We start from the raw sequence: 18,890 nt of genomic DNA, 5'->3' as shown, positions 1-18,890 counted from the left end.
AAGATAAAATGCTACAGAGAATCACTTTGAAGCTTACATACAAAGGAGAAGCAAAAGCTTCATATAACTGGGGATCCATGATGCACGGTGTATTGATGGAATTGCTGCCTGCTGATGCTGCAGAGGCATTTCATGAAAACAGCCTAAGACCATTTTCACAATATGTACTGCCGTTGGGTGAAAGCATTATCGAATGGAATATCGGACTTTGGGGTGATGGTATATCCGACGTGGTGGCAAAAGCTATCCTGCCCGTAAACACTTTGGAAATAAAACATAAGGGTATTCTGCTTAATGTATGCTCATCCGAAAGGCAAAACCTAAGTGAGCGGGATTTTATGGCCAGATTTTTTGAGACAGAAAATCCCTGCAGGAAATATGAGCTGGAATTTTTAACACCCTGTACCCATAAAAGCGCAGGAAAGCATGTGCTATTTCCAACAACAGATCTGATGGTGCAAAGCCTATGCATGCGATTTAATGCTTATTCGCAGGAATATTCCCTGGACGATCCCGAGGCTATGAAGCAAATCGCTGAAAACATGCGCATTGTCAAATATTCTCTTCATTCTGCCCAATATCATTTGGACGGCACAAAGGTGACCGGGTATGCGGGCAGGATTGTGCTTTATATAAGTGGTCCTGAACAATTGGTACGGCTTGCCGGAATGCTTCTCTCCTTTTCTGAGTATTCCGGAATAGGCGTTAAAACATCCCTGGGTATGGGCGGATGCAGAATCAGGCCTATCTTGAAAGAAATTTAGCATAAGTAAACAGAATATAAAATAAGGGGTAAATCATATGTCCGAATATGTATTATTCTCTCCACTGGGTATGTCAGATCCGACTAGAGGCTGCAGAGACGGGGCTTTTATTCATATATGCCGCAAATATAGGCCCAAAAAGGCGTATCTCTATATGTCAAAGGAGATATGTGAATATGATGAGTTGGATAACAGGTATGAAAAATACCTCAGCTTACTATGTGAAAAGCTTGATTTCAAATGCGATGTAAAAAAGATAAAGCGTCCGGATCTGGTTAAGGTAAATGATTTTGAGGCCTTTTACGGTGATTTTTCAAAAATAATGGAAAGCATAAGCAGTGAAAATCCAGGATGTGATATTTTGATAAATCTTTCATCCGGTACTGCCCAAATGAAGTCTGCCCTGTTAGTTCTGGGTACTTTGTTTCCGAAGCCTCTTACCATGGTACAGGTATCAACTCCTTCCCAAAAATCCAATGATACAAAGCCTGTTGGAAAGGATTATGATATTTATCTGGAATGGGAGCTAAATGAAGATAATTATGAGGATTATTCCGATGAAGATAAATACCGCTGTTTCGTTTCAAAAAGCGAAAACCTGAATGCCCGGATCATGTATGAGACTGTGGGAAAGCATATACTGGCCTATGATTACAAGGCGGCTTTAACTGTAGCTGAGAATATCAAAGACTTCATGGATACCCGAGCTTTAAACCTTATAAATGCCGGATTTCGCAGACTGATCCTCGATCTTGGCAATGCAGAGAGGTTCGCAGAAAATGCAGGTTATGATCTGCTTCCCATCAATGAAAAGAGATATAACGAAAAGGAAAAGGTGGTTTTTGAATACATTCTCACGCTTAAAATAAAACGGGAAAAAGGGGAAATTGCAGATTTTGTCAGGGCCGTTTCACCGGTGCTTACCGATATGTTTGAGATATATTTGAAAAATAAGTGCAATATTGATATTGAAAGCTACTATTTAAAAGACCCATATGGCAGGTACGCACCAAAGTTATCCCGAAACCTTTTACCGGCAGATATCATCCAAATACTTGACAGTACATATGCTTCCAGAGGCGGCTACAGGGATACGGAGCCTTGCGCGGCAAATTTAAGCCCTATTGTCGCTGCTAAAGGAGATGCTAAAGCCGGAGGAATTGCAGTTAAACTACGGTCTTTTGAAGGCAGGGTGAGAAATATTGCCGCTCATGAAATTGTTGTGGTAACGGAAAAATGGATAAAAGAAAGGTCCGGCTTTAATACGGGCGAGGTATTGAAAATGCTGATGGACTTTTTTTCCTGCTGCATCGATATTCCGCAAAACACGTGGAATTCCTACGAACAGCTTAACAAAACCATATTGGAGATACCTCTGCTGAAATAATGACAAAGCTTAAAGATTATGCAATAGAAATGCTAAACCCCATACTGAAATTTTTATTAGAAATTTAGAAAAAATCAGCAATAAAACCTTGATAACAGGTGGACCAGGAGGTAGTGCCGTTCATTGGAAAAACTCAAAATTTAATTTAGTTTCCTGCGGATGCTTTGCCTGGAGGTAAAAATTATCGTGTATATTCCAGCCATATATAATAAGAATAATCAATATGGATAAAAAAGCAGGAGTTATAAAAAGATATTTTAAATATGCCTTAATCGGGCTGGTAACCGGAACCGCCAATGGCCTCTTTGGCTCCGGCGGAGGCACCATAGCAGTTCCTGCCATGGTGCTTTTGCTGGGAGTCGAGGACCACAAGGCGCACGCTACCGCTATATCCATAATTCTGCCGTTGACTCTGATCAGCGCCTTCTTTTATGTAAAAAATAATTTTGTCGATTGGGCACTTACTATAAAGGTTACCCTGGGAGGAATTGCCGGAGGTTACATAGGAGCGAAGCTTCTTAATATATGTCCTGCCCGGGTGCTCAGGAGGATTTTTGCAGCTTTCATGATAGCAGCTGCCTTGCGCATGATACTTTAGAAAGCTTTTCCGTAAGGAAAACTGCAATTTTCCATACGGTTTCAACGATCGGACGGGTGATGGGATAAATGATACTTTTTTTAATAGGTATGGCATCGGGAATTATAAGCGGGATGGGTATAGGCGGAGGAACCATATTGATACCGGCGTTGGTTATTTTTATAGGAGTGGATCAGCACATAGCCCAAAGTGTGAATCTGCTTTTTTTTATTCCCACCGCTGTAGTCGCCTTGTTTATACATTTTAAAAACAAGAGGGTCAATCTGAAAATGGCGATACCGATAGTAGCCTTCGGCCTTATAGGCGCATTTTTTGGGTCAAAGATGGCTATAGGACTTTCAGGGACGGATCTTAAAAAATGGTTTGGTTTTTTCCTGTTGGCTATGGGTATATATGAAATGTTCAGGAAGGATAAAGCTATGGAAAGGAGACAAAAAAACAGTGGCTAAAGGGAGGGCAAAAGCCTGCTTTTGAAGTTGGAAACGCATTGCAATAAAATCTTGACACGGGAGTTGTTTTGATATATAAATTAATAAAAATAAAATTTAATTTAATAATTATGCATTTAAGTTGACGGGTTTTGAAGGGTATAGCCTTAAGCATAAATTCGAGGATTGAGTAACGACAAGCTTGTAAAAGGGTCGGGAAATTCCCTGTGTTGACGGGATTTGTCTTATCCTTTCCGGCGTTATATTCAAACGCCGTATCTTTATAAAGAAACTCGCTTGTTATAAATTTATGTCAATTGCGCTCCCGCCGGTAGAAGCGTGAGACAACTTGGCAATTTGACAAATCAAACATCAACTGATTGTCATTTTGGCCGTCATTGTGCTATTGTCTGAATATCAACAGGAGAAGTGCCTTCCATGGCTATAAATTCTGCCATATCAATTCCGGCTTGTTGAAGCAGTAAATTGGAAGGCAGTAAAAGAAAAGGCTTTAGTTTACATATTATATATAAATCTACTTTAACAACGATGGAGGTCGAAATTTTGAAAAACTATTTTACGGAGCAAACCAACTTTTTTAAAGGAATCTCACCTTTTGAAATAATAAAGGAATATGGAAGTCCGCTATATGTATATAATGAATCCATATTGAGGCAAAGATGCCGTGAGATGAAAAATTTCATAACGTACCCAAATTTCAGTGTCAATTATTCCACTAAGGCAAATTCAAACCTGGAGCTGCTGAAAATAGTCAGGGAAGAAGGGCTTAACGCCGATGCCATGTCCCCGGGAGAGATATATGTGCTCCTGGCAGCCGGATTTAAACCTGAGCAGATATTCTATATAAGCAACAATGTTTCTGCGGAGGAAATGAAGTATGCCATCGAAAAAGGCATAATATTGAGTGCCGACTCCCTTTCCCAGTTGGAGCTGTATGGAAAGCTAAACCCTGGAGGAAAGGTGGCTGTCCGTTTCAATCCGGGAGTCGGCGCCGGGCACCATGAAAAGGTGGTAACCGCAGGCAAAAAGACCAAATTTGGCGTGAACATGGACTATATCAGCGAGGTAAAGGAAATTCTGAAAAGGTATGACCTCAAGCTGGTAGGAATCAACCAACACATAGGTTCTTTATTCATGGAAGGAAAACCGTATATTGAAGGAGTCAAGTCCCTGCTGGATATAGCAAAGCAATTTGATGACCTAGAGTTTGTAGATTTGGGCGGTGGATTCGGAATACCATACCGCAAGCAGGAAGGCCAGGAGCGTCTTGAATTGAAGGAATTCGGCAGCAAGCTGGATCAGGTGCTGAAAGACTGGATCAGGGAATATGGCAAAGATATTACCTTCAAGATAGAACCGGGAAGATATATAGTTGCGGAATGCAGTGTTCTTTTGGGTACCGTCCATTCAATCAAAAACAATTACGGAGTAACCTATGCAGGAACCGATATTGGGTTTAACGTGCTGGCCCGACCGGTGATGTACGATTCTCACCATGATATAGAAGTTTACCGGGAAGGTAAGCTGTTAAAGAGCACAGAATCGGATAAGCCTGTTTATGTAGTAGGAAATATCTGTGAAAGCGGGGATATCCTCGCAAAAGACAGGATGCTTCCCGAACTAAAGGAAGGCGATATCCTGGGGATTATGGATGCCGGAGCCTACGGATATTCCATGAGCTCCAACTACAACAACAGGTTAAGGCCGGCTGAGGTATTGATCAGGGAGAATGGAAGCATATCCTTGATCCGCAGAAGGGATACTCTCGAAGACCTTATGAGGAATTTTGATGTTGATTCCGGTGCATAAAAGCATTTGATGAAGCTTAGTTGTATAGGAGCATTTTGGCATGCAATTCTTGCTTTTATGACGCCCCTAAATATTTCTTGACAACATTTGCTAACAAAACTATAATGAAACTATTAATCACAATAATTTAATAATGACGGATGATGGATGAGGGAGAGATATTTCCTTGGTTTATACAGGGAGATACACCGAAGGAGTTGCACTCTCAGGTAAACGAGACCTCATCAGGACGTACCTCTGGAGAGACCAATGATGGCGCCGAAGGGGCAAGGCCGAAAAGGCTGAAATCTCTCAGGCAAAAGGACAGAGTATATCAAAGGTTGTATTTGCTTTGCACTTACAGGGGTCAAGTCTTTTTTAGATTTGGCTCCTTAATTATAATGAGACGAAAATTTCATATATTGCTTTGACGGTGTGTTGCAATTATCCTTGCAATTGCTTGCATTGCAGCAAATAAGGGAAAATGGAGGTTCAATCATGCATAAAAGGCTATTTATTCCCGGACCGGTGGAGGTAAGGGAAGATATTCTAAAAAAAATGTCGACGCCTATGATAGGTCATCGTTCTAAAGATGCATCCAAATTGCAGAAAAGCATAAGTGGAAAAATGAAAAAGCTGATGTATACAGATAATGAAATTCTTCTGTCTACATCCTCGGGAAGCGGGTTGATGGAAGGCGCCATAAGATCCTGTACCGTAAAAAGAGCTGCAGTTTTTTCAATAGGCGCTTTTGGCGACAGGTGGTATAAGATGGCTGTCTGCAACGGAGTGCAGGCCGACAAGATATCATCAGAGCCCGGTCAACCGACTTTGCCTGAAATGGTGGACAAAACCCTGGCCACAGGAAAGTATGATCTTATAACCATCACCCACAATGAGACGGCTACGGGAGTTATGAATCCCGTGGAGGAAATAGCCGAGGTAATGAAAAAATATCCTGATGTGGTTTACTGCCTGGATGCCGTAAGTTCCTTGGGAGGTACCAAGATAGAGGTAGACAAGTTGGGGGTGGATATATGCATAACATCCTCACAAAAGTGCCTGGGACTGCCACCGGGACTATCCATATGCTCAATTTCCCAAAAAGCATTGGATGCTGCGAAGAAGGTAGAGTTCAGAGGCTTGTATTTTGACCTGCTGGAGCTTTATGAGTACATAAAGAAGAAAGATTACCAGTATCCTTCCACTCCGTCCTTGTCCCATATGTTTGCTTTGGATTACCAACTGGATAGGATATTTGAGGAAGGGCTGGAAAACAGGTTTGAACGGCACAGAAAAATGGCTGAGTATGTCCGCCAGTGGGCTAAGGAAAGGTTCGCGCTGTTTGCCGATGAAAGATATGCCTCCAACACAGTGACGGCAGTTAAGAATACCAGGAATATCGATGTGTCAGAGCTCAACAAAAAGCTGGGTGAGGTCGGTTATGTAATATCCAATGGTTATGGTCAGTTAAAGGATATCACCTTCAGGATTGCGCATATGGCAGATACGACATTGGATGAGATAAAAGGACTGATTGAATCTATAGATAAGATAATAATGTGATTTTCCATATCTGGGTGAGCGGGGAGGAAGCAAATTTTTGATATGTCCTTTGACCTTCCCCGGAAACCAGGGTTAAGTGCATACACAATGGACGGTTATAATGCTGCTTATATTGTATTGCGAAGGAATGGGAAAGAAGGAGGATTAAGATTAAGATGAGGATAATTATAACGGAACGGATTGCGGATGAAGGAATTAATTATCTTAAGGAAAACGGATTCGAAGTGGATACAAGGTATGGAATATCCAGTGACGAGCTTTTAGGGATAATAGGAGACTATGACGCTATAATTGTAAGAAGCGTGACCAAAGTAAACGAGGAGCTGCTGGAAGCTGCAAAAAACCTAAAAGTTGTCGGCCGCGCGGGCAATGGTATAGATAATATCGATGTCGGCGCTTGCACCAAGAGAGGCATAATCGTGGTTAACACGCCGGAGAGCAATATAATGGCTGCGGCAGAGCTGGCAGTAGCACTGGCTTTTGCGATATTCAGAAATCTGCCTCAGGTTCATGTTGCCGTAAGAAACAAGGATTTCAGGAGAAACAGGTTTATAGGCAATGAGCTCGATGGGAAAACTGCAGGAATAATAGGTTTGGGCAGAATAGGATCGATTGTAGCAAGGAAATTAAAAGGCTGCAACATGCGGGTTGTGGCTTATGACCCGTATATAACCGATGACAGGTTCAAAATGCTGGGGGTTGAGAAATGCGAAACCTTGGAGGAGCTGCTTAAGCAATCAGACCTGATTACGCTGCATACTCCCAAGACATCGGAAACTTATGGCATGATAGGCGAGAAAGAATTAAACATGTGCAAAAGGGGAGTCCGTATAGTAAATGCCGCAAGAGGAGGCCTTGTCAATGAAAAAGCACTGTATGATGCCCTTAAAGATGGTAGGGTTACTGCGGCAGCATTGGATGTACTGGACCCCGAACCCAGCTATGATAAAAAGCCGGAAGAGCAGGATTATACAAACCCGCTGCTGGAATTGGACAATGTCATGGTAACACCTCATCTTGGCGCTTCAACACAGGAAGCTAACTATAATGTCGGAACAGCCATAACAGAATTGGTGGCCGGAGCCCTTAAAGGCGAGATGGTGGCTGCGGTGAATATGCCGCCAATGCATACTAAGGACTTGTCTGAGCTAAGGCCCTATCTGAACCTGGCGGAAATGCTCGGTAAAATATATTATCAGGCTGAAAAGGAAACCGTGCAGCAGATAGAAGTAATCTATAGAGGCGACCTGGCGGACAAGGAAACCAAAGTGATTTCCCTGTCGGTTTTAAAAGGATTCCTTGATCCCATCAATAAAGAGAAGGTTAATTATGTAAATGCTGAGCTCATGCTGAAAAATATGGGAGTGGAATTTAAAGAGAGCAAAAGCACCAATCTGGACAAATACACAAATCTGATCACAGTAAAATTCACTACCAAGAAAAAGGAGCTTAGCGTATCCGGAACAGTATTTGCCAAGGAAGAAATCAGGATTGTTGACTTCTTCGGATACAAGCTGGATTTTGAACCTACACCCTATGTGCTGGCCATACAGAACGTCGACAAGCCAGGCATAATCGGTCAGATCGGAACGATTTTGGGCGCGGACAATATAAATATAGCAGCCATGCAGTGGAGCAGAAACCGCCGTGGTGAAAAAGCGGTAGCTTTTGTAAGTGTTGATGCGGAAGTCAGCGAGGAAATAATGCGCCTGCTTAAAAATATCGACGGTGTTCTCAAAGTTTCCATGTTGAAGTTCTGATGAAAATATGAAAAAAGTCTCCGGAAATTTTGAACCGTTCTCTGTCAGGCAGACAATGTAAGTAAAAAACGGATGGATTATCAGAAGCAAAACCATCCGTTTTTTCATACTGTTGTTTGTATAATTATGGCATGTTATAATACAACTGGAAAACCTTTGCTAATACAGGAAGGCAATGATGAAGCTCATGCCTTCAGGAGGTAATATATGCTTAAATTAAGATTTAGAAAAACGCCCATGAGGCTGTGCTCCATGCAAAGCCATTCGTCAGTTTGTTAGCGACGTTTGCATGGAGCATGCTGAGTCGCTAACGATGCGATTGGCTTTGTTTCAGTATTTAAAAAAATATTGAAAGGAGCCAATTACAATGAAATCAAATAGTGAAATGATATTGTCCGTATGCAAAGACATACCAAACCACGAATCCTTTATAAGGATTGAAGCGATAAACAAAGGTGTTTCAGGCGACGATAAATACTATGTGGAAACTGCTCAGGGACAGCGTTATTTGCTTCGCATTTCGAGTATTGAATTCTACAAACGAAAAAAAGCAATGTATGATATGATGGGGCGTGCTGCTTCCCTCGGTGTATCTATGTCTGCTCCTGTGGATTTCGGTATTTGCAATAGCGGCAAAAACGTGTATCAACTTCTGACTTGGTGCGACGGTGAAACAGCAGACGTTCTGCTGCCTAAGTTGTCCCATGCCGAGCAGTACGAGCTTGGTATCAAAGCCGGTCAGAATCTCAGAAGGATACATTCCATTCCTGCACCCGAAGGATTAGAGGACTGGTATGACAGATTCGTAAGTATAAATGATGAGCGGTTGAAAGCTTTTTTCAATTGTGGTGTCCACATCAACGGCAGTGAAGCAATCTTGGCTTTTTATAAAGAAAACCGCCATCTGCTGCTTGGACGCCCTCAGTGTTTCATACACGGTGACTACCATAACGATAATCTGATCATCTCGCCGAATCGTGACGTTGTGGTCGTGGATTGGGATCTCATCGATAGTCTTTATGGTGATCCGTGGTCGGAATTCAACAGGATTCTGCTTGCGAATCTTGTTCCGCATTTCACCACGGGACAAATACATGGCTACTTTAACGGAGAGCCGCCGGAAGAATTCTGGCGTATACTGGCACTGTATCTATCGACAGGAGCACTTGTACTGGTTTCCTGGGCGGTTTATGTAGAGCCGAGCTACCGGGATGAATCCATTCAAACAGCAATTAATATAATGAACTGGTTTGATGAAATGCGCAATCCGGTGCCAAATTGGTATTTGAGAGAATTCACTCCATAATTTCACTTTTATCGGGTGTAGTTGAAGAAAATAAGCGCAAATTTCATCCTTCTAATGAGAGCTTAAAAAGAGCTTTCTTCTTAATACCATTGAACAACTAGAAAAGAAACCGGTAAGATTTGGCTGGTTTATAAAAGACGTTCGGTAGAGCTAAAATAATTGACAAGCGAAAACCAGCTTTTAAATGGATGCCATAAGGCATCCATTTTTAACTCATAAAGATAAATTTTGTCCGACCATGAAATAAAAGTTTAGCCTATTGAGCATAAAGAGAGTTTCACTGTAAGGAAATAAGGAATAAAAGCAAAAAACCATCCGTTTACGTGTTTACGGATGGTTTTTATCCTTTAAAAAGTTGATATGTTGTTATGACATGTTAACGTCATTATAGAAAATTATCATATTTACAAACCCTTAAACAACATGATTCAAAGCAATTAAACCGTATATTACCGCTATTGCATAAAAACATTAAAGCAAAGCGGAAAATTTACCTTATTCATTTTACCTTTTTTATTTTTTATCTTTTATCTTTTATCTTATTTATCTACTCATCTGATTTTTCTGCATTCCAGATAGAATCTTTTTTCCTCGGCCTCACCCATGGAAAAAGTTTTCCTGGGGAGCACTCCATCCAGTATCACTGTTTTGAAGAGATCCTTTTTGTCCATGGGCGGCAGATAGAATCCTATATTGCTATCCATGCTGCCCAACCTCTCCACTACGTCATAGCCATGGATGTAATCAATCCGGGCAGAGGCATGATCCTTCAGGTATTCATCGAGAAAACTCTGAAGAGTACCCACTTCGATGTTATGTACCGGATTTTCCACCACAATCAAGCCTTTTATGTCCTTTGAAGTGAAAGGTATGACATGTTTATCCGGCTGTCCTGGGAACTTTTTTGCTTCCTCGAATGCCTGTTCTTCGGAGCTGCAGTCAATCCAGTAGGCTTTTGATGTTCCTGTGAAATATTCGGTCAATTTTTCAAGCATGTTATTTACATCGACATTAAAAACAACCCGATGGATAGGTTCAAAGACAAGTCCTTCATCATGAACGTTTACCAACTCTACCAAGGCAAATCTTGCTGGATGGTTTTCCCTTTCTTCAGGTGAAAGTCCGGTTTTCAAGCTTTCCCAACAGGCTTTTGCAGTAGCGAGGGAATGATTCCCGTCCCCGGCTGCAAATAGCAGGACATCCCTGCAGGAGTCAAGTTCATACCTGGAGCGGAAATTATCCGGATCAGTAAGTTTTTCCAAGGCATCAAGGATGCTTTTTATAGTATCCTCATCATCAATCTTATATCCCTTGATATGACCTCCGTTCATCATCAAGTCAAAATCGTATATTTTCTCAAATTTGTCCAGCTTCTCCGATAAAGGCTCTATCACGGTTTTATCGGGATCGTCAATAAGAAGCATGATATGGGGAAGCTCTATGGGAGCGTTCTGCCTTATTTTGATTCTCGGCGGAAGCCTGTCCAGAACAGTGCCCTCTGTCGCCCTGATAAGAGTGCAGGAGCCTTTCTCATAGTCATAACACTCCAAATCTACGGCAATAATGAGACCCTTTCTGGATTCAGTGTGGGAGGTCTTTCTTTCAACGTAAATAAGAGCCGGTTCATGTTCTACCAGTGTACCGTTTTTAATATACTCCTCCATGCAATGGTTAATCTTGTCTATCCTTTCATCATCATCGCCTTTCCCCAGATAAACTTCCGGAAAAATTAGATGAAGGGTTGAAGGATTGCTGCCTACTATTTTTTCAACTTCCTTCCAATAATCCGGCTGGGAAGTGTACTGATCGCAGGCGACGACAGACCATTTACACATATCCACGTTCTTGGCGGGAAGCAGCAGCGATGGCACATGCACACCGATTTTATTTTGAAATTTATTACTTTCCTTCATTTCAAAACCTCACAAAACAAATTTTCTGTTTTTATAGCATTGATGCTTAAATTCTAATTTAGTTTAAGTGTTTAGTCAAATATTTATGTTGAATTTTTTACTTTCAAATTTGAAATAATAGTTGTTAGGACTTCAAAGCAAGAAAATTAAACGGCTTTGGTTCCTACATCCTACAGCGTGGGAGCGATGCACTTGCATAAGTACAGCGAGGTTGTCGGATTGCCTGTAATATGCGTTGATACCGGCAAAAAAGTGGGGCTGGTGAAAGATATAATTTTTTGCCCCGGAAGCAAAGAAATCAAGGCATTCATAATTGAGCGCAGCAGTTACGAAATCAAAAGGAAGCTGGTTCTTCCGGAAGATGTGCTGAATATAGGTCATGATGCGGTAATCATCAATAGCGCTTCAAACCTAAAAAACCTCAAGGACATGGAGAAAAAAGGCGAGCTTAGGGATAAAGGCGAGGTGCTGGGACTTAGGGTGTACACTGTCAACGGGGAGGATTTGGGGGTTGTAAAAGACATACTTTTCGATTGTGACAGTGGACTTATTGAGGGAGTTGAGATATCCGACGGACTCCTGCAGGATATTGTAAAAGGCAGAAATATCATACCACTATTTGGCAAAGTTGAGTTTAGCAGCGAAAACATACTTATAGGAAAAGAAGCTCTCGAAGAAATGACGGGTACCGGTGGTGGATTAAAGAAAAGATTTTTGGAAGAATAAATATATAAACAGAATAGAAAGGAGTGATTTATATATGAGAAATGGATTTACGACAGGATTGATTGTAGGAGGAATGATTGGAGCATCAGTAAGCATGATGATGAGTAGCGATATGATGAAGGGCAGAAACAGAAGGAAGATGATGAAAACCGGCAGAAATCTTGTAAGAAAAACCAGTCATTTAATTGGTGATGTGGTTGACTTGTTCCATTAAAATATCCTGATATAAAAGGCTGGAGAATCTCCAGTCTTTTATATCGACAAAATATCCTGTTTTGCTATATGGTCTGGAAAATGAAGCACAAAAGCAAATTAATTGATTGAGAAAGGCTCTGTTTATTTAAACTGGGTTTAAACATACCCGGCATCCAGATATACATAAACCGGACACAGTTTGATTGCAACTTCCAGGAAACGCTATAAGAGCTTAAACTATTGTTTTCCAGTATGAGAATGTAGCGCTGAATGCTTGTAAAGGGGATGATTTATGCCATCCAAGAAGAAAATTGTGCTTTATGCCATAATAATAGTGCTGATCATTCTGATGGTATTATTTTTCTATCGTTATGGTTCAAAAATTAAAAAGATATTGTCTCCGTTTTTTATGGCTGTTTTCATAACCTATATGGTGAGTCCAATTGTAGCCAAGCTGGAAAAAAAGAAAATACCTAAATCCAAAGGTATACTATTGGTTTATTCACTTATTATAGCCACGGTTATTTCAGTGGTTCTGTTTTTGATACCGGAGCTTATCAACAATACCCGGGAGCTTATGAATACTCTCCCTGAAATAATAACAGAATATCAGCGCATGCTGAATAATTTTTTATACGCCATACGCTACAGCAATTGGCCGGATGATATCAAGGGGATGGTTTTTAATGAACTGCTGAATGGTTTGGATATCGTCCAGAAATATGTGACTGAGACTTTAAGGAAAACCTTCACCGGCTTTATTGGCACAATAAACTTAGTGTTTGACTTTACGCTGGCAATGGTTATAGCATATTATTTCATTAAGGATGTGGATTTTTTTAAAAATTCAGCATTGATGCTCATACCGAAAAAATGGAGAAACGGCATGATAAACGCCGGCAGGGATATACACGGAATACTGTCCAATTTTATTCAAGGGCAGCTTTTGACTGCTTTAATAGTTGGCATACTGGAGACCATCGGTTTAGTTATAGTCCGGGTGAAATATCCGTTAGTTCTCGGTCTGATAGGAGGAGCGGCAAATATCATTCCCTTTTTCGGACCGATAATAGGAGCTGTACCGGCTGTTGCAGTAGCTCTTCTGGATTCGCCGGTAAAAGCCTTGTGGACCATAGGCGTCTTTACTTTAATCCAGCAGATTGACAACAATTTCATATCTCCTAAGATAATTGAAGGAAGATTGGGGCTACATCCCGTTTCTACAATGCTGGCAGTGCTGGTGGGGGGCGAATTTTTCGGTTTGATCGGGATGATGCTGGCAGTTCCGGTGCTGGCTATGATAAAGGCTGTTCTGAAAAGGGCGATAGAAGCAATCGTGTGACATTGGAACAGAGGTATCGATAGATTAAAGCTATATTAGAGCTATAGTTAGAACCGTATTATATCTACCTATATTAAAGCTCCTGCATAGGCTTCGGCCTCATTTTATTCTGCATATTGCTGCAAATTACAATCTATTGACAACCACCAGCATGCTTTAATATAATTTAATGAAGCAGATGCATATAGCAAAATATTCAAAAGCTATGAAGGGAAGAAGTAGTTTATAAAATAGCCTTAAGAGAGGAAACGGTTGGTGCGAGTTTCCGGTATTTTATAAATGAAGCAGTCCTCGGAGCTGCAGCCGTAAAAAGGTTTGCCGTTAACTGCGTTAAAGTGTTTGAGGGCCCTGCAATGCAGGGAATAAGGGTGGTACCGCGTGATATACTCTCGTCCCTGTTTATCAGGACGGGAGTTTTTATTTGGAAGCAGCATTCATTTTATAAATACCACATCCTCAATCAACATAAGAAATGATATTTGAAATCCATATAGCTGCGGGCATGATGTGATGTTTTTTATTTAAAGCAAAGTTTTAGATATGGATTGGCAAATTGTGTGAAATAATAGAAGTGAGCTAACTCGCTGGCATGAATATGAAGGCTATGTTCATCATTGAATGAGCTTTATTTATTGATTTTTGCAAGTATGAGTAGCTATGCCGGCTAATTGGAGATAGCTATGCAAAGAGTTTTTTGATAGAAATTTATGCTATTTAAACTCAGAAATGTTTAGAAAGTACCGGTAAATGAAAAAGTTATAATATGAGCTAATGGATAAAATAGGATTCAGAAACACAATCAAAAAGAAAGGATGTTTTGAATGAAAAAACTAGGTTTGAACGAACTCAGGGAAGAATATCTAAAGTTTTTTGAAAGCAAAGGCCATCTTAGGCTTCCCAGTTTTTCTCTCATTCCGCAAAATGACCCCAGCCTGCTGTTGATAAACTCAGGAATGGCTCCTTTGAAACCATATTTTACAGGGGATCAGGAACCGCCAAGGAGAAGGGTCACCACATGCCAGAAGTGTATAAGGACTCCGGATATAGAGAATGTGGGAAAAACCGCAAGGCATGGTACATTTTTTGAAATGCTGGGCAACTTCTCCTTTGGGGATTATTTTAAGAACGAAGCGATTCCATGGGCATGGGAGTTTGTAACAAAGGTGCTGGAAATGCCGGAGGACAGGCTCTATGTTTCCATATATGAGGATGATGATGAAGCTTTTGAAATATGGAACAAGAAGGTAGGATTAAGCCCGGACCGGATTGTGAGAATGGGCAAGGCGGATAATTTCTGGGAACACGGCACCGGCCCCTGCGGACCCTGCTCTGAAATCTATTTTGACAGAGGGGTTGACAAAGGCTGCGGAAAACCTGACTGCAAAGTTGGCTGCGACTGTGACAGATTCATAGAGTTCTGGAACCTGGTATTCACACAATTTTACAGGCATGAGGACGGAAGCTATACAAGGCTCGCCAAGCCCAACATCGATACCGGAATGGGCCTGGAAAGGCTTGCGGTGATATCTCAGGATGTAAACAACCTTTTTGAAGTTGATACCGTAAGGAATGTACTAAATTATGTATGTAAAATGGCAGGAGTTGAGTACGGCCAATCCGAAAAAGCTGACATTTCCATCAGGGTAATAACGGACCATATGAGAAGCACCACCATGATGGTTTCCGACGGAGTAATACCCTCCAACGAAGGAAGAGGATATGTATTAAGAAGGCTGCTGAGGAGAGCCGCAAGGCATGGAAAGCTGCTGGGTATTGATAAGCCTTTCCTTCATGATGTGGCTATGGTGGTTATTAATGAATCCAGGCAGGCATATCCCGAACTGCAGGAAAACGCCGACTACATCCGGAAAGTGATAAGCATAGAAGAGGAAAAATTCAATGCAACCATAGATCAGGGCTTGGCCATACTTAATGAGTTTATAGAAAAAACCAAAGCAGAAAATCGTAAGGTTATTTCCGGAGATATGGTGTTCAAGCTGCATGATACTTATGGTTTCCCTCTTGACCTCACAAGGGAGATAGCTGGTGAAAACGGCCTTGAAATAGATGAGGAAGGCTTTCAAAAGGAAATGGCCCAGCAGAAGCAGAAAGCCAGGGACGCCCTTAAGAATAAAGGTGCTGCAGCCTGGGGAGATGACAGCATATATGGAAAGCTCGATAAGAATTTGAAGACGGAGTTTGTCGGGTATGAAACGGATGAATCCGATTCGAAGATCGTCTATATAATAAAGGACGATGAAATAGTTGAAAATGCCCAGGAAGGAGAAGAAGTGACAATTATCCTGGACAGGACTCCTTTCTATGGCGAAAGCGGCGGTCAGGTGGGAGACACAGGATATATCAAGGCTGCCAGTGGAATTGTAAGGGTTACCGACTGCAAAAAAACTGCCGACGGGAAATACCTGCATATAGGTGTGGTTGAAAAGGGGCTGGTAGAAGCAAACGAAACAGTAAAAGCCCAAATTGATTCGGCCAGAAGGATGGACATCGCCAGAAACCATTCTGCAACCCATCTGCTTCAGAAAGCCCTGAGAAATGTGCTGGGAACCCATGTAACCCAGGCTGGATCATTGGTTGAGCCAGGTAGGTTAAGGTTTGACTTTACCCATTTCTCATCGGTAGACCCGGATGACTTAAGGAAAATTGAGCAGGAGGTCAATGAAAAGATCCTCGAAAGCCTGCCGGTAACGGTTATGGAAATGCCGGTGGATGAAGCGAGAAAGCTTGGAGCCATGGCTTTATTCGGTGAGAAGTACGGGGATATCGTAAGGGTAGTTAAGATGGGGGACTACAGCATTGAGCTTTGTGGAGGTACACATCTTAAGAATACATCCCAGGCAGGGTTGATTAAAATCCTCGGTGAAAGCGGTGTGGCCTCAGGTATCAGAAGGATAGAGGCTTTGACGGGTAAAGCGGCAATTGAATACTTTAATGAGAGGGAGAGAATTCTAAATGAAGTAGCATCCGCACTTAAATCCAACCCTCAGGACAGTGTGAAAAAGGTAGAATCGATGGCCGCTCAACTGAAAGAAGCAGAAAAGGAAATTGAAAAGCTGAGGAGCAAGCTGGTGACCAGCTCCATCGATGATGTGCTGGCAAAAGCAGTAGAAGTAAAGGGAATCAAGGTTGTTACCGCCCGTTTCGATCAGTTGGATATGGAAGGGCTCAGAAATACCGGGGATACCTTAAAGAACAAGCTGGGCTCCGGAGTTGTTGCCCTGGCTACTTCCTATGGCGGAAAAGTAAACTTTGTTGTAACTGCTACCAAGGATGTGGTTGAAAAGGGAATCCATTCCGGCAATATCATAAGAGAGGTAGCTAAAATCGCCGGTGGCGGCGGAGGCGGACGCCCTGACATGGCTCAGGCCGGAGGTAAAGATGTTTCAAAAATCGATGAAGCTTTAAGCCATGTGGTAAATGTGGTGGGAACTCAAGTAAAGTAAGCTGTCAAGAATGATTGACTGATCCCGGCAGAGTTTGAAGAGTGCTAGGAAGCCCCATGCTTTTCAAGCAGGAAATGCTAGCACAACGAGTTAAACTATATATAAGGATTAAAGGAAATTTGAATGGAGAATATGATTCGGGCTTTCAGGATTATTCCTTGGGAGCCGGAAAGCCCAACTTTTCTCCATTGCCAAAAACTGCTATGTTCCTGCAATTTATATATTACAGCTGATTGCATATTGTATGTTAAATATTATATGATTTGAAAGGAGCCTTAAAAACATGGAAAATTGCATATTTTGTAAAATTATCAAAAGAGAGATACCGTCGACCATTGTCTATGAGGATGAAAAGGTATTGGCTTTCAATGATATACAGCCTGTTGCTCCCATACATGTGCTGATAGTTCCCAAACAACATATTGAGAGCGTAAAGAAGTTGACGGAAAAAAATGCTTCTATTTTAATGGATATCCATCTCGCTGCCAACAAAATAGCTGAAAAACTGGGAATTTCAGATAAAGGTTACAGGCTCATAAATAATTGTGGTCCTGACGCAGGTCAGACTGTTCTCCATCTTCATTACCACCTGCTGGGTGGAAAAGATCTGGGACCAAAGATTATTTAACGTCTTAAATGGTAAACTTTTGTAAAGTTGAGCTAAGGGCTTTATATTAGCTATTGACTTTATTTTGTCAAATAATATATAATATTTAATGTGCTGTATTTTAGCTTACATCCCAATAATAGTTGCAGTAATATAGACAGTTTATTCTTGGCACAATTGTTACCATCGGAGGGAGGGAAATACATGTCTGAAGTAAGAGTTAAAGAGAATGAGTCTCTTGAGAGTGCTCTCAAAAGGTTTAAGAGACAGTGCGCTAAAGCTGGAGTTTTAGCCGAAGTAAGAAAAAGAGAGCATTACGAGAAACCCAGTGTAAAGAGAAAAAAGAAATCTGAAGCTGCAAGAAAAAGGAAGTTTAAATAAGGGAGGCCATCTTAATGTCCCTTAAGGAAAGACTGCTTGATGATTTGAAAGTTGCTATGAGGGATAAGGATATCGTTAAGAAAAACGCTATCCAAATGGTCAGGTCTGCTGTACTTCAGATAGAGAAAGATAAGAAGATAACCCTTGACGATGATGGTATAATTGAGGTAGTGGCTAAGGAAGTTAAGCAAAGGAAGGAATCCCTTCCTGAGTTTATAGATAGTGGAAGGCAGGATCTTGTTGATAACCTTAAGGCTGAGATTGATGTGCTGATGCAGTATCTGCCGCAGCAGCTTACAGAGGAGGAAATCGAAGCCCTGGTAAGGGAAGCAATAAACGAATCTGGAGCAAGTTCAGCCAGAGATATAGGTAAGGTAATGAAGATAGTGCTGCCTAAGGTCAAAGGCAGAGCTGACGGAAAAACAGTAAACCAAATAGCAAGTAAACTTTTAGGATAAAAAGGAGCTCGATATAATCGGGCTTCTTTTTTGTTTTATATAACTTTATAATGGATTCAGTCCATAATAGACGCATTGATTGCTATGTGCTCAAAACTCTTTTTTTGCAGTAACCGCACATAACAAGTTTGAGATTTCCGACACATTTTTGTTATAATTGATTTATATGGGCAATTTAAGGTTTGA

At 41.3% G+C, this 18,890-nt stretch carries 16 protein-coding genes, 1 riboswitch and 1 other annotated feature; of the genes, 15 read left to right on the top strand and 1 reads right to left on the bottom strand.

Features of this window, described 5'->3' with window-relative positions:
• Positions 1-8: 8 nt before the first annotated feature.
• From cas6 to CDO33_RS09480, 8 genes are all read left to right on the top strand, one after another.
• Positions 9-764, top strand: coding sequence for a CRISPR system precrRNA processing endoribonuclease RAMP protein Cas6 (gene cas6 / locus CDO33_RS09515; RefSeq protein ID WP_161496483.1), 756 nt, complete (start codon positions 9-11; stop codon positions 762-764).
• Between the two features lie 37 nt (positions 765-801).
• Positions 802-2,151: a type III-A CRISPR-associated CARF protein Csm6 gene (gene csm6, locus CDO33_RS09510; protein ID WP_103081255.1), complete on the top strand. Its 1,350-nt coding sequence runs from the start codon at positions 802-804 to the stop codon at positions 2,149-2,151.
• 223 nt (positions 2,152-2,374) lie between these two features.
• Positions 2,375-2,749, top strand: coding sequence for a sulfite exporter TauE/SafE family protein (locus CDO33_RS09505; RefSeq protein ID WP_103081254.1), 375 nt, complete (start codon positions 2,375-2,377; stop codon positions 2,747-2,749).
• A 68-nt stretch (positions 2,750-2,817) separates the two neighbouring features.
• Positions 2,818-3,198, top strand: a complete 381-nt coding sequence (locus CDO33_RS09500) for a sulfite exporter TauE/SafE family protein (protein ID WP_103081253.1) — start codon at positions 2,818-2,820, stop codon at positions 3,196-3,198.
• 543 nt (positions 3,199-3,741) lie between these two features.
• Entirely contained in the window at positions 3,742-5,007 is a 1,266-nt protein-coding gene (lysA, locus tag CDO33_RS09495; protein WP_161946383.1) for a diaminopimelate decarboxylase, read from the top strand.
• 227 nt (positions 5,008-5,234) lie between these two features.
• Positions 5,235-5,324: riboswitch (glycine riboswitch) on the top strand.
• Positions 5,325-5,484: 160 nt separating this feature from the next.
• Positions 5,485-6,552, top strand: coding sequence for a pyridoxal-phosphate-dependent aminotransferase family protein (locus CDO33_RS09490; RefSeq protein ID WP_103081252.1), 1,068 nt, complete (start codon positions 5,485-5,487; stop codon positions 6,550-6,552).
• A 155-nt stretch (positions 6,553-6,707) separates the two neighbouring features.
• Positions 6,708-8,312, top strand: a complete 1,605-nt coding sequence (gene serA / locus CDO33_RS09485; protein WP_103081251.1) for a phosphoglycerate dehydrogenase — start codon at positions 6,708-6,710, stop codon at positions 8,310-8,312.
• A gap of 367 nt (positions 8,313-8,679) precedes the next feature.
• Complete coding sequence (locus CDO33_RS09480) at positions 8,680-9,618, top strand: aminoglycoside phosphotransferase family protein (RefSeq protein ID WP_103081250.1); 939 nt, start codon at positions 8,680-8,682, stop codon at positions 9,616-9,618.
• A 551-nt stretch (positions 9,619-10,169) separates the two neighbouring features.
• Here the strand turns inward: CDO33_RS09480 and CDO33_RS09475 are convergent.
• Positions 10,170-11,531, bottom strand: a complete 1,362-nt coding sequence (locus tag CDO33_RS09475) for a DUF1015 domain-containing protein (RefSeq protein WP_103081249.1) — start codon at positions 11,529-11,531, stop codon at positions 10,170-10,172.
• Between the two features lie 192 nt (positions 11,532-11,723).
• On the opposite strand from CDO33_RS09475, the gene CDO33_RS09470 reads away from it, so the two are divergent.
• The 7 genes from CDO33_RS09470 (at position 11,724) to CDO33_RS09440 (ending at position 18,704) form a co-directional block, all read left to right on the top strand.
• Positions 11,724-12,257, top strand: coding sequence for a PRC-barrel domain-containing protein (locus tag CDO33_RS09470; protein WP_103081248.1), 534 nt, complete (start codon positions 11,724-11,726; stop codon positions 12,255-12,257).
• A 34-nt stretch (positions 12,258-12,291) separates the two neighbouring features.
• The gene (locus CDO33_RS09465) at positions 12,292-12,471 is read left to right on the top strand and encodes a hypothetical protein (protein WP_103081247.1); all 180 of its coding nucleotides are present in this window, start codon (positions 12,292-12,294) and stop codon (positions 12,469-12,471) included.
• A 273-nt stretch (positions 12,472-12,744) separates the two neighbouring features.
• On the top strand, positions 12,745-13,794 hold the full coding sequence (locus CDO33_RS09460) for an AI-2E family transporter (RefSeq protein WP_103081246.1): 1,050 nt from the start codon (positions 12,745-12,747) through the stop codon (positions 13,792-13,794).
• Between the two features lie 196 nt (positions 13,795-13,990).
• Positions 13,991-14,194: a binding site (T-box leader), on the top strand.
• Positions 14,195-14,615: 421 nt separating this feature from the next.
• Entirely contained in the window at positions 14,616-17,258 is a 2,643-nt protein-coding gene (gene alaS / locus CDO33_RS09455; RefSeq protein ID WP_103081245.1) for an alanine--tRNA ligase, read from the top strand.
• Positions 17,259-17,541: 283 nt separating this feature from the next.
• Complete coding sequence (locus tag CDO33_RS09450; RefSeq protein ID WP_103081244.1) at positions 17,542-17,886, top strand: histidine triad nucleotide-binding protein; 345 nt, start codon at positions 17,542-17,544, stop codon at positions 17,884-17,886.
• 183 nt (positions 17,887-18,069) lie between these two features.
• Positions 18,070-18,246 carry a 30S ribosomal protein S21 gene (gene rpsU, locus CDO33_RS09445; protein ID WP_103081243.1) on the top strand — a complete coding sequence of 59 codons (177 nt, stop codon included), beginning with the start codon at positions 18,070-18,072 and terminating at the stop codon, positions 18,244-18,246.
• Positions 18,247-18,260: 14 nt separating this feature from the next.
• Positions 18,261-18,704, top strand: coding sequence for a GatB/YqeY domain-containing protein (locus CDO33_RS09440; RefSeq protein ID WP_103081242.1), 444 nt, complete (start codon positions 18,261-18,263; stop codon positions 18,702-18,704).
• Positions 18,705-18,890: the final 186 nt, after the last annotated feature.

The organism is Clostridium thermosuccinogenes (genome assembly GCF_002896855.1).
Taxonomy (GTDB): domain Bacteria; phylum Bacillota; class Clostridia; order Acetivibrionales; family DSM-5807; genus Pseudoclostridium; species Pseudoclostridium thermosuccinogenes.
The sequence above is the reverse complement of the archived record's forward strand: the minus strand, read 5'-3'. Positions and strand labels throughout refer to the sequence as shown.

What these genes read in the sequence shown, in the direction of transcription:
- CDO33_RS09505 (WP_103081254.1), top strand. Translation starts at nt 2,375, where the DNA reads ATGGATAAAAAAGCAGGAGTTATAAAAAGATATTTTAAATATGCCTTA.
- CDO33_RS09490 (WP_103081252.1), top strand. Translation starts at nt 5,485, where the DNA reads ATGCATAAAAGGCTATTTATTCCCGGACCGGTGGAGGTAAGGGAAGAT.
- CDO33_RS09500 (WP_103081253.1), top strand. Translation starts at nt 2,818, where the DNA reads ATGATACTTTTTTTAATAGGTATGGCATCGGGAATTATAAGCGGGATG.
- CDO33_RS09475 (WP_103081249.1), bottom strand. Translation starts at nt 11,531, where the DNA reads ATGAAGGAAAGTAATAAATTTCAAAATAAAATCGGTGTGCATGTGCCA.
- rpsU (WP_103081243.1), top strand. Translation starts at nt 18,070, where the DNA reads ATGTCTGAAGTAAGAGTTAAAGAGAATGAGTCTCTTGAGAGTGCTCTC.
- CDO33_RS09450 (WP_103081244.1), top strand. Translation starts at nt 17,542, where the DNA reads ATGGAAAATTGCATATTTTGTAAAATTATCAAAAGAGAGATACCGTCG.
- CDO33_RS09480 (WP_103081250.1), top strand. Translation starts at nt 8,680, where the DNA reads ATGAAATCAAATAGTGAAATGATATTGTCCGTATGCAAAGACATACCA.
- cas6 (WP_161496483.1), top strand. Translation starts at nt 9, where the DNA reads ATGCTACAGAGAATCACTTTGAAGCTTACATACAAAGGAGAAGCAAAA.
- alaS (WP_103081245.1), top strand. Translation starts at nt 14,616, where the DNA reads ATGAAAAAACTAGGTTTGAACGAACTCAGGGAAGAATATCTAAAGTTT.
- csm6 (WP_103081255.1), top strand. Translation starts at nt 802, where the DNA reads ATGTCCGAATATGTATTATTCTCTCCACTGGGTATGTCAGATCCGACT.
- serA (WP_103081251.1), top strand. Translation starts at nt 6,708, where the DNA reads ATGAGGATAATTATAACGGAACGGATTGCGGATGAAGGAATTAATTAT.
- CDO33_RS09465 (WP_103081247.1), top strand. Translation starts at nt 12,292, where the DNA reads ATGAGAAATGGATTTACGACAGGATTGATTGTAGGAGGAATGATTGGA.
- CDO33_RS09460 (WP_103081246.1), top strand. Translation starts at nt 12,745, where the DNA reads ATGCCATCCAAGAAGAAAATTGTGCTTTATGCCATAATAATAGTGCTG.
- CDO33_RS09440 (WP_103081242.1), top strand. Translation starts at nt 18,261, where the DNA reads ATGTCCCTTAAGGAAAGACTGCTTGATGATTTGAAAGTTGCTATGAGG.